This is a genomic window from Streptomyces sp. L-9-10 (assembly GCF_004151105.1).
GTDB lineage: Bacteria > Actinomycetota > Actinomycetes > Streptomycetales > Streptomycetaceae > Streptomyces.
In genome coordinates this window covers 1-12520 of the sequence record NZ_PHRF01000055.1, presented here as the reverse complement: position 1 = coordinate 12520, position 12520 = coordinate 1, and the positions used below count along the sequence as shown (strand labels likewise).

Genomic DNA, 12520 nt, shown 5'->3' with positions numbered 1-12520 from the left:
TGCAACACGGCCAGGTCCAGAGGCACCGGCACCAGCGCGGCACGCCCTGTCGAACCCGCCGCGTCGAACAGCGCCAGACCCTCGGCCGAACCGAGCGGGATCATGCCTCCGCTGGTCATCCGCCGTACGTCGGCCTCGTCAAGCTCGCCGGTGATACCGCTGGCCTCGGCCCACAGGCCCCAGGCCAGCGACGTCGCCGCCAGACCGGACGCACGGCGGTGCTGCGCGAGAGCGTCCAGGAAGGCGTTCGCCGAGGCGTAGTTGCCCTGGCCGGGGCCGCCGAAGACTCCGGCAGCGGAGGAGAACAGGACGAATGCGGAGAGGTCCAGATCGCGGGTCAGTTCGTGCAGGTGCCAGGCCGCGTCGACCTTCGGCCGGAACACACCGTCGATCCGCTCAGGCGTCAGCGAGCCGATCGTGCCGTCGTCCAGGACACCCGCCGTGTGTACGACAGCGGTTACAGGGTGCTCGGCCAGCAGCGCCGCCACCGCGTCCCGATCCGCCACATCACATGCCGCGAGCACCACTTCAGCGCCCTGCGCGACGAGTTCGTCGCGCAGTTGCTCGGCGCCCTCGGCCGCGGCACCGCGCCTGCTGACCAGCAGCAGGTTCCGTACACCGCGCTCCGCGACCAGATGCCGGGCGAGAAGGCCGCCCAGCGTGCCCGTCGCACCCGTCACCAGCACCGCGCCCGAACCGAACCCGGGATCGTCCACCACGGACTGCCGGACCCGCGCCATGCGCGGCGCACTGGCAGCACCCGAACGCACCGCCAACTGCGGCTCTCCCGTGGCCAGCACGGACGGCAGCGCGTCGAGCGAGGCCGCCTCGCCGTCGAGGTCCACCAGGACGATCCGGTCCGGGTTCTCCGACTGCGCGGACCGCACCAGGCCCCACACCGCCGCCTGCGCGACGTCCCGCACATCCTCATCAGTCACCGTGGCTATCGCACCACTGGTCACGATGGCCAGACGCGCCGCGTCGAACCGGTCCTCCGCCAACCAGGTCTGCACCGCGTTCAGCGCCCAGTGCGCCGCCTCGTGCGCGCCGACGGCCGGGTCGGACGCGGAGGTGACCGGGCACGGCAGAACGACGAAGTCGGGCAGTTCCGCCGACGCCGCCAACGCCTCCAGGTCGCTCCACGCGGTCGTCGGAACGTCGCCGTCGGCCACCGACACCGACACCCAGTCGATGCCGAACAGCGCGTCACCGCCGTCGTCACCGGTGAACTGTTCCGGCGAGACGGGGCGCAGTACCAGCGAGTCGATCGTCGCTACCGGAGCTCCCGCCCCGTCCGCGACGGCCAACGCCACACCGTCCGCCCCGGCGGGCGACAACCGCACCCGCAGAACGGTCGCACCCGAGGCGTGCAGCCGCACACCCGACCACGCGAACGGCAGCCCGCCGAAGGCATCGGTGTCGCCCATCAGCCCCATGGCGTGCAGCGCCGAGTCCAGCAGTGCCGGGTGCAGACCGAACCCGTCCACCGCCACACCGTCCGGCAGGGCCACCTCGGCGAACACCTCGTCGCCCTTGCGCCACGCCGACCGCAGGCCCTGGAACACCGGTCCGTAGCCGAAGCCCAGCTCCGCCAGCCGGTCGTAGGCCCCGTCCGGGTCCACGGTCTCGGCCCCGGCCGGCGGCCACTCGACCAGGGAGGTCCCACCGGAGCGGCCACCCTCGCGCAGCACGCCGGTGGCGTGCCGGGTCCATGAACGGTCGTCGTCGCCCGTGCTGGAATAGAGGGTCAGCTCGCGCCGGCCCGACTCGTCCTCGGCGCCGGCCCACGCCTGCACCCGCACCGAGCCGTTCTCGGGCAGGACGAGCGGCGTCTCCAGCGTCAGTTCCTCGACCAGGTCGCAGCCGACCTGGTCGCCCGCCCTGATCGCCAGTTCGAGGAACGCCGTTCCGGGCAGCAGCACCGAGCCCTGGACCACGTAGTCGGCCAGCCACGGATGGGTCTGGACCGACAGGCGACCGGTCAGCAGCACACCGTCCGTGTCACCCACGGCGACCGTCGCGCCCAGCAACGGGTGCTCCGCAGAACCGAGCCCGGCGGCCGAGACATCACCGATCAGCGGCAGCGCGTCCAGCCAGTAGCGCTCGCGCTGGAACGCGTACGTCGGCAGATCGACGCGCTGAGCGCCGCTGCCCTCGAAGTAGGCGGCCCAGTCCACATGGGCGCCTCGTACGTGTACGTCCGCGAGCGCTGCGGTCAGCGCCGACTCCTCCGGGCGGTCGGTGCGCAGCACCGGCACGAACCCGGCGTCGGGCGCGGTCTCCTGACCCAGCGCCGACAGCGTTCCGCCAGGACCGATCTCGACAAACGTGGTCACGCCCTCGTCCCGCAGCGTGCTCACGGCGTCGGCGAACCGTACGGACTCGCGTACGTGCCGCACCCAGTACTCCGGCGAGGCGAGTTCTTCGGCGCTCGCCGACCGGCCCGTCAGTGTCGACACGATCGGGATCGCGGGCGCCTCGAACGACACGCCCTCCAGCACCGCGCGGAACTCGTCGAGCATCGGCTCCATCAGCGGCGAGTGGAACGCGTGGCTCACCCGGAGACGGGAGACCTTCCGCCCCGCCTCACGCCACCGCTCCGCGACTGCTTCGACATCCTCGGCAACACCGGAGACGACCACCGAGTTCGGACCGTTGACCGCCGCGATACCCACGGTGTCCGGCAGCTCAGGCGCGACCTCGGCCTCAGAGGCCTGGACCGCCACCATCGCGCCACCGGACGGCAGCGCCTGCATCAGCGCACCACGCGCCGACACCACCTTCACCGCGTCAGCCAGCGACCACACACCCGACACATGGGCCGCCGCCAGCTCACCGATCGAGTGGCCCGCCAGCATGTCGGGGCGCACACCCCACGACTCCAGCAGCCGGAACAACGCCACCTCGACCGCGAACAACGCCGGCTGGGTCACCCCCGTCTCGTTCAGCGCGTCGGCATCCTCACCGAACAGCACCTCACGCACCCGCGGATCGAACTCACCCAGCACCGCGTCCAACGCCTCGGCGAACACCGGGAAACGGGCGGACAGTTCACGCCCCATACCCAGCCGCTGCGAACCCTGACCCGAGAACAGGAAACCCAGCATCCCGCTCACCACAGAGCCCGTCACCACACCCGCCGCCTGCCGGCCCTCGGCCAGCGCGGCCAGAGCGGACAGCCCGGCCTCCGCATCCTCCGCGACCACCACCGCACGCTGCTCGAACGACGCACGCGACGTCGCCAGAGAGAACCCGACATCCACCGGATCCAGACCGACCACACCCGAACCCAGGCGCTCAGCCTGATACCGCAACGCCTCCGCACTCCGCGCCGACAGCACCCACGGCACCAGACCAACCGGCACCGACGCCACAACCGGAGCCGACTCCTCGGCCTCCGGAGCCTGCTCGATGATGGTGTGCGCGTTCGTACCGCTCACACCGAACGACGACACACCGAACCGGCGCGGCCGGTCGGTCTCCGGCCACGGCCGCGCCTCCGTCAGCAGTTCCACGGCACCGGCGGACCAGTCCACGTGCGACGACGGCTCGGTGACATGCAGCGTCTGCGGCAGCACACCGGTCCGCATCGCCATGACCATCTTGATCACACCGGCGACACCGGCGGCGGCCTGCGTGTGACCGATGTTCGACTTCACCGAACCGAGCCACAGCGGCTCACCGCCGCGGTCCTGGCCGTAGGTGGCCAGCAGCGCCTGCGCCTCGATCGGGTCACCCAGCGTCGTGCCCGTACCGTGCGCCTCCAGGGCGTCCACATCGGACGGCGCAAGACCAGCACTGGCGAGCGCCTGCCGGATGACCCGCTGCTGCGACGGGCCGTTCGGAGCCGTCAGGCCATTGGACGCACCGTCCTGGTTCACGGCGGAACCCCGCACCACCGCCAGCACCTGATGCCCGTTGCGCTGGGCGTCGGACAGCCGCTCCACGAGCAGCATGCCGACACCCTCACCCCAGCCGGTGCCGTCGGCGCTGTCGGAGAACGCCTTGCACCGGCCGTCCACCGACAGCCCGCGCTGGCGGCTGAACTCCACGAAGGAGCCCGGTGTGGTCATCACCGTCACACCGCCGACCAGCGCCAGTTCGCACTCGCCCTTGTGCAGCGCCTGAGCCGCCAGGTGCAGTGCCACCAGCGACGACGAGCACGCCGTGTCCACCGTCACCGCAGGGCCCTCAAGGCCGAACGTGTACGACAGCCGGCCGGAGATGACACTCGCCGAAATACCGGTGCCTATGTATCCCTCGACGGTCTCCTGCGCGGCGAGCAACAGCGACGCGTAGTCCTGGCCGTTGGTGCCGACGAACACACCGGACCGGCTGCCCCGCAACGAGTTCGGGTCGATACCCGCCCGCTCGAACGCCTCCCACGACGTCTCCAGCAGTAACCGCTGCTGCGGGTCCATCGCCACGGCTTCGCGCGGTGAGATCCCGAAGAAACCCGAGTCGAAGTCCGCCACCCGGTCGAGGAATGCACCCTTACGGCTGTAGGTGGTGCCCGAGTGGTCGGGGTCGGGGTCGTACAGGGACTCCACGTCCCAGCCACGGTCGGCCGGGAACCCGGACACCGCGTCCCCACCCTCGGCCACCAGACGCCACAGGTCCTCCGGCGACTCCACACCACCGGGGAAACGGCAGCTCATACCGACGATCGCGATCGGCTCGCTGGCCTTCTCCTCGACCTCGCGAAGCCGTTGCTTGGTCTGCCGCAGATCGGCGGTCAGGCGCTTCAGGTAGTCGAGGACCTTGTCGTCATTCGACATATTCTTGCTAACCCCTCTTGGTGAGACTCGGGACCCGTGGATCAGGAGTTGCCGAGTTCCTCGTCGATGATGTCGAACACGTCGTCCAGCGTTGCCGAGTTCAGGTCGTCCACCGCGACCTCGGCCTCCTTGTCGTCCCATGTGGACAGGAGCGACCGAAGCCTCAGCCGGATGTCCCCGACCAGTGCGTCGTCCGGGTCGAGCTTGGAGATGTCGATCGTCAGTTTGTTCAGTTCGCTGAGCACCGCGGCGGCGGGTGTGCCGTGGTCGGCGAGCACCGTCGTCCGCAGGTGGGCCGCGAGCGCCGCCGGGTTCGGGTGGTCGAAGACCAGGGTGGCGGGCAGGCGCGAGTCGACCTCCGCGTCGAGCCTGTTGCGCAGCTCCACGGCGGTGAGCGAGTCGAACCCGAGTTCCTTGAACGCCCGGTCCGCCTCGACGGTCTCGGGTCCGGCGAAGCCGAGCACGGCCGCGGTGTGGGTGCGTACGAGGTGCACCAGCGCCCGGTCCTGCTCCGCCTCGGTGAGGCCCGCGAGCCGCTGGGTGAGCGGTACCGCGCCGGAGCCGTTGCCGGACCGTGCGGACCGGCGGGCGGGCGTGGGTACCAGACCGCGCAGCAGCGGCCGCACCTGCTCCGGGTGGGCCCGCAGCGCTGCCAGGTCGATCGCGGCGGGTACCGCGGTCGCGGCGCCGGTCGCGCGCGCCGCGTCGAACAGCGCCATGCCGTCCTCGGAGGACAGCGGGGCCATGCCGCCCCTCGCCATCCGCCGCACGTCGGCGTCGTCGAGGTGGCCGGTGATACCGCTGGCCTCGGCCCACAGACCCCAGGCCAGCGATGTCGCGCACAGTCCCGCGGCCCGGCGGTGCTGCGCGAGCGCGTCGAGGAACGTGTTGGCGGCCGCGTAGTTGCCCTGGCCGGGGCTGCCGAACACACCGGCGACGGCGGAGAACAGCACGAACGCCGTGAGGTCCGTCCCCAGGGTCAGCTCGTGCAGGTGCAGCGCGGCGTCGGCCTTGGGGCGGAACACCGCGTCGACGTGTTCCGGGGTCAGTGACTCGATCGTGCCGTCGTCCAGTACGCCCGCCGTGTGGACGACGGCGGTCACGGGGTGCTCGGCCAGCAGCGCGGCGACCGCGTCGCGGTCGCTCACGTCGCAGGCCACGGCCGTGACCCGCGCGCCCAGTGTCTCCAGCTCCCGGGTCAGCTCCTCGGCACCCGGCGCCGACGCGCCGCGCCTGCCGGTCAGGACCAGGTCCTGGACTCCGTGGTGGGTGACGAGGTGCCGCGCGGTCAAGCCGCCGAGCATGCCGAAACCACCGGTGATCAGTACCGTGCCGTCGGGGGCGAACGCCGGCGGCTCGGGCGCGTCGGCCGGAACGGCGAGCGGTGCCAGCCTGGCCATCGAGGCGGCGCCGTTCCTGATCGCGACCTGCGGCTCCCCGGTCGCCACGGCGGCGGGCAGCCTGCGCAGCGACTTCTCGTGCCCGTCCACGTCGACCAGTACGAACCGCGCCGGGTGCTCCGACTGCGCCGACCGCACCAGACCCCATGCGGGAGCGCGCACCAGGTCGGGGACGTCCTCCTCGGGCCCGGCCGCGACCGCGCCGCGTGTCAGCAGTACGAGCCGCGACTCGGTGAACCGGTCGTCCGCGAGCCACTTCTGGAGCAGTTCGAGGGTGAGGCGCGTCGCCTCGCGGGGGGTGGTCGCGCCCGCGCCCGGCGTCACGGCCACGAACCGGGGCACCGGCGCGCCGGCGTCGACGGCGGCCAGCAGTGCGGTCAGGTCGCCGTGCTCGTCGACCGGTTCACCGGCCGCGGTGAGCGCGTGGGCCGACCGGGCGGTGTCGCCGCCGAGCACCGCCCAGGTGCCGCTGTCGGGAGCGGCGTCCGGCATCGGCACCCACTTCACCTCGAACAGCGAGTCGCGGTGGGCGGACCGCGCGAGGGTGAACTGGTCGGCGGAGATGGGCCGCAGGCTCAGCGCGTCGACAGCGGCGACCGGCTCGCCGTGGCCGTCGGCGACCAGCACCGCGACGGCGTCCACACCGACCGGCGTCAACCGGACCCGCAGCTCCGTGGCGCCGGTGGCCAGCAGCCGCACCCCGGCCCACGAGAACGGGAGCCCCTCCGAGCTCACCCCGAGCCCGATGACGTGCAGCGCGGCGTCCAGGAGAGCCGGGTGCAGGCCGAAGCCCTCGTCCGTGAGGCCGTCCGGCAGCACCACCTCGGCGAACACCTCGTCGCCCTTGCGCCAGGCGGCGCGCAGGCCCTGGAAGGCGGGGCCGTGGTCGAGGCCGGAGGCGGCGAGGGTGGCGTAGTGGCCGTCCAGCTCGACCGGCTCGGCCTCGCTCGGCGGCCAGGCGATGAGATCGTCGGTGACGGGTTCCGCCTCGGCCGCCAGGGTGCCGGTGGCGTGGCGGGTCCAGCCTCCGCCTTCGTCCCCCCGGGAATCCACGGTGAAGGCCCGCCTGCCCGACGCGTCCGGCCCGTCGAGGCTGAGCCGTACCTGGACGCCGTCCCGCTCGGGGATCACCAGGGGCACTCCGAGCACCAGGTCGTCCAGCGACGCGCAGCCGGCATGGTCGCCGGCGCGCAGTGCGAGGTCCGTGTAGGCCGCGCCGGGGAGTACGGCGGCGCCCAGGACGCGGTAGTCGGTGAGCCACGGGTGGGTGCGCAGGGACAGCCTGCCGCTGAACACCAGGCCCTCGGAGTCCGCGAGTTCGGTGACGGCGGCGAGCAGGGGGTGGTCCACCCGCCCCAGCCCGGCCGAGGTCACGTCGCCGGACGCGGTGTGTGCCGTCGTGGGCCAGAAGCGCTGGTGCTGGAACGGGTACGTCGGCAGGTCCACCCGCCGCGCCCCGGACAGCTCCCACTCCACCTGGCCGCCGCGTACGAACAGTGTGCTCGCCGAGGTCATCAGCCGGGCCAGGCTCCCGTCCCCGCGCCGCGACGAGCCGACCACCACGCCGTCGGCGCCGACCAGCTCGCCCAGGCCGGCCACCAGTACCGGGTGCGGGCTCACCTCGACGAAGGCCTTGAAGCCCTCCGCCACCAGCGCGGAGACGGAGTCGGCGAACTCCACCGTCTGCCGCAGGCTCCGGTACCAGTACGCGGCGTCCATCTCACGCGTGTCCAGCCACCCGCCGGTCAGCGGGGAGAAGTACGGCACGTCGCCGGAGCGCGGCGACACGTCCGCCAGCGCCTCCATGAGCTGTGCCTCGATGCGCTCGACGTGGTGGGAGTGCGGGGCGTAGTCCGCCAGGACCCGCCGTGCCCACACCCCTTCCTCGGCGCAGACCTCCACCAGTTCGTCGAGCGCGGTGATGTCGCCGGAGACGACGACCGAGGCGGGGCCGTTCACGACGCCGACCGCGAGCCGGCCGTCCCATCGCGTCAGCAGTTCCCGTACGGCGTCCACGCCGAGCGCGACCGACACCATGCCGCCCTGACCGGACAGCGAGGCCAGCGCCTTGCTCCGGACGACGACGAGCCGCGTCGCGTCCTCCAGGGACAGGGCGCCCGCGACGCAGGCCGCCGCGATCTCGCCCTGCGAGTGCCCCAGTACGCCGCTCGGCTCGACGCCCCACGACCGCCAGGTGGCGGCCAGCGACACCATCACCGCGAACAGGGCGGGCTGGACGACGTCCAGCCGCTCCATCAGGCCGGCATCCCCGATCGCGTCCAGCAGCGACCAGTCGACGAACTCGTCCAGCGCCTTCGCGCACTCCTCCATCCGCGTGCGGAACACCGGGGAGGACTCCAGCAGTTCCAGCGCCATGCCGACCCACTGGGAGCCGTGGCCGGGGAACACGAACACCACTCCGGCGCCGGGGTTCTCCGCCACACCTGTCACGACGTTCGGCGCCTCACGGCCGTCGGCCAGCGCGGTGAGTCCGGAGAGGAACTCCTCCCGGTCCAGCCCCACCACCACGGCCCGGTGGTCGAAGACCGTCCGGGACCGCAACGAGTGGGCGATGTCGGCGACCGACGCGGGCGCCTCGTGCTCGCACTCCTCCCGGAGCCGGGACGCCTGTTCGCGCAGTGCCTCGCCGGACCGCGCCGACAACACCCAGGGCACGACCCCCGGCTCACCCGGCTCGACGTCGGCCGACGTCTCGGCGGGTGCCTGCTCGATGATGGCGTGCGCGTTCGTCCCGCTGAACCCGAACGACGACACACCCGCCCGCCACGGCCGGTCCACGGCGGGCCACGCGCGCTGGTCGGCGAGCAGTTCCACCGCCCCCGCCGTCCAGTCGACGTGCGGCGACGGCTCATCCACGTGCAGTGTCTTCGACAGCACACCGTGGCGCATCGCCATCACCATCTTGATCACACCGGCCACACCGGCTGCCGCCTGTGTGTGACCGATGTTCGACTTCACCGACCCCAGCCACAGCGGCCGGTCGGCGGGCCGGTCCTGGCCGTAGGTCGCCAGCAGCGCCTGCGCCTCGATCGGGTCACCGAGCCTCGTGCCGGTGCCGTGTGCCTCGACCGCGTCCACGTCGGACGGAGCCAGGCCCGCGCTCGCGAGCGCCTGCCGGATGACCCGCTGCTGCGAGGGACCGTTCGGAGCCGTCAGGCCGTTGGACGCGCCGTCCTGGTTCACCGCGGACCCTCGCACGACGGCGAGCACCGGATGCCCGTTGCGCTGGGCGTCCGACAGCCGCTCCACGAGCAGCATGCCGACGCCCTCACCCCAGCTCGTGCCGTCGGCGTCGGCGGAGAACGCCTTGCACCGGCCGTCCAGCGACAGTCCGCGCTGGCGGCTGAACTCGATGAACGCGCCCGGCGTGGACATCACGGTGACACCGCCCGCCAGTGCCGCCGAGCACTCGCCTGACCGCAGTGCCTGCACCGCCAGGTGCAGGGCGACCAGTGACGACGAGCAGGCGGTGTCCACCGTCACCGCGGGGCCTTCGAAGCCGAACGTGTAGGACAGCCGGCCGGAGGCCACGCTCGCCGCGTTGCCGGTCGCCATGTGACCGCCCACGTCCTCGGTGGCCTTGCCCAGCACCAGCCCGTAGTCCTGGGCGTTCGAGCCGACGAACACGCCGACGCGCTCACCGCGCAGCGACTCCGGGTCGACCCCGGCCCGTTCCAGCAGTTCCCAGGAGGTCTCCAGCAGCAGCCGCTGCTGGGGGTCCATCGCCAGCGCCTCGCGCGGCGATATCCCGAAGAATCCCGCGTCGAACCCGCTCACGTCCGACAGGAACGCGCCGGAACGAAGGTACGTGGTCCCCACTGCGTCCGGGTCCGGGTCGTACAGCGCCTCCACGTCCCAACCGCGGTCGGCCGGAAACTCCGACACGGCGTCCCCGCCCGCGAGGAGTACGTCCCACAGGTCCTCCGGCGACTCGACCCCGCCGGGGAACCGGCACGCCATCGACACGATCGCGATCGGTTCGTCGGTCACACCGGAGACGGCGACCGGAGCGGAAGGGGTGACGACGCCCGCACCGGACAGCTCGGTCCGCAGGAAAGCGGCCAGCGCGGCGGCCGTCGGGTAGTCGAAGACGAGGGTCGCGGGCAGGGCGACGCCGGTGGCCTCGCTGAGCCGGGTACGCAGTTCCACCGCGGTCAGCGAGTCGAAGCCCAGCTCCTTGAAGGCGCGGGTCGCGGAGAACGCGTCTCCGGACACGTGACCGAGCACCGCGGCGGCCTCGTACCGGACCAGCTCGGTGAGCTGCCGCTCCTGCTCGGTCTCGTCCAGGCCGGCGAGCTGCTGAGCGAGGGCCGATATGCCCTGCTCCGCCGGAGCGGCCTCGAACGCGGCCCGCACCTCGGGCAGTTCGCCCAGCAGTGAGCTGGGCCGCTGCGACATGAAGGTGCCCGCGAACCGCTCCCAGTCGACATCGGCGACGACGACGTTCCCGTCACCGCGTTCCAGGGCCGTGGCCAGACCCGCGATCGCCCCGGCCGGAGCCATCGTCGACAGGCCCCAGCGGTGCAGCAGTGTGGCCTGTTCGGCGGTCGCCACCATGCCGCCGCCGCCCCACGGACCCCACGCGACGGCCGTGGCGGGCAGACCCGCCGCCCTGCGGTGGTCGGCGAGGGCGTCCAGGTAGGCGTTGGCGGCGGCGTACGCGCCCTGCCCGCTGCTGCCCCACACACCGGCGATGGACGAGAACAGCACGAACGCGTCCAACGGCGTGTCGCCCAGCAGCTCGTGCAGGTTCCTCGCGCCGTCGGCCTTGGCCGCCAGCACATCGGCGAGCTCGTCCCGGCCGAGGTCGGCGAGGGCGGCCGAGCGCTCGATGCCCGCCGCGTGGACGACCGCGGTGAGCGACGGGACGCTCTCCAGCAGCGCCGCGACGGACTCCCGGTCGGCCATGTCACAGGACGCGAACGTGACGTCCGCGCCCAACTCGGTCAGCTCGGCCTCCAGTTCGCCGGCGCCCTCGGCGGTCCGGCCGCGCCGGCCCGCCAGCACGATGTGCTCGGCCCCGTGCGCCGCCAGCCAGCGCGCCACCCGACCGCCCAGGGCTCCGAGACCACCGGTGACCAGGACCGTCCCGCGCGGCGTCCAGCCGGCGCCGGAGGTGGCCGCACTCAGCGGCGCGGGCACCAGCCTGCGGCCGAGGATCCCGCCACCGCGTACGGCGACCTGGTCCTCACCGCTCGACCCGGCGAGCACCGAGGCCAGCAGATCACCGGTCACCTCGTCCTGCGCGTCCGGCAGATCGACCAGACCGCCCCAGCGCCCCGGGTGCTCCAGTGCCGCCACCCGGCCCAGACCCCACAGCATCGACTGCTCGAACCCGGCGACGGCGTCATCCGCACCCACCGACACCGCACCCGACGTCACACACCACAACGGCGCCGGCACATCCGCGCCACCCAACGCCCGCAGCAGACCGATCGTGGCCGCGACACCGGCGTCCGCGAGTCCCAGCAGCGAGACCACGCCGCTCGGAGCGGGCAGGTCGGTCAGCCGCCCCGCCCAGTCGTCGGCTTCCGGGGCCACCCGCAGCACGTGCGCGTCGGCACCGTTCCGGGCCAGCGCGTCACGGACCCACTCCGCGCGGTCCTCACCGGTCGGCGCGACGACCAGCCAGGCACCGTCCAGCCGCCGGCTTCCGGCGGTCACCTGCCGCCAGTCGACCCGGTACCGCCAGCCATCAGCGATGGAACGGTCCCTCTGCTCCCTGCGCCACGCGGACAGCCGAGGCAGCACCTCGCTCAGCGGATCGTCCGACGACACGTCCAGCGTACGGGCGAGATCGTCGAGGTCACCGCCCTCGACGACCTCCCAGAACCGCTCCTCCACGGGCGACATGCGCGGGGCGCCGTCGTCGACGGGGAGAGCGTCCAGCCAGTAGCGCTCGCGCTGGAACGCGTAGGTCGGCAGGTCGAGCCACTGGGCACCACGGCCGCCGAAGAAGGGCCGCCAGTCCACCTGGACACCGCGTACGTGCAGCTGCCCCGCGGCCGTGGTGGCGGCCACCGCCTCGGGCCGGTCACCGCGCAGCACCGGCACGAAGACCGCGTCCGGCGCGGACTCCTGGCCCAGCGCCGACAGCGTCCCGCCAGGACCGACCTCGACGAACGTGCCCACACCCTCGCCCACGAGCGTGCCGACAGCGTCGGCGAACCGCACCGACTCCCGTACGTGCCGCACCCAGTACTCCGGCGACGCCAACTCCTCCGCGCTCGCCAACCGGCCCGTCAGCGTCGACACGATCGGGATCTCGGGCTCACCGCACTCGATCCCCTCGACCACCGCACGGAACTCGTCGAGCATCGG

2 protein-coding genes are annotated in these 12520 nt (G+C 72.7%); both read right to left on the bottom strand.

What is annotated here, in order from left to right; all coding sequences use genetic code 11:
* Positions 1-4778, bottom strand: a 4778-nt coding sequence (locus CU044_RS15235) for a type I polyketide synthase (protein WP_129769122.1), incomplete at its 3' end; no start/stop codon positions are given.
* 41 nt (positions 4779-4819) lie between these two features.
* Positions 4820-12496: a type I polyketide synthase gene (locus tag CU044_RS15230; RefSeq protein WP_205124076.1), complete on the bottom strand. Its 7677-nt coding sequence runs from the start codon at positions 12494-12496 to the stop codon at positions 4820-4822.
* Positions 12497-12520: the final 24 nt, after the last annotated feature.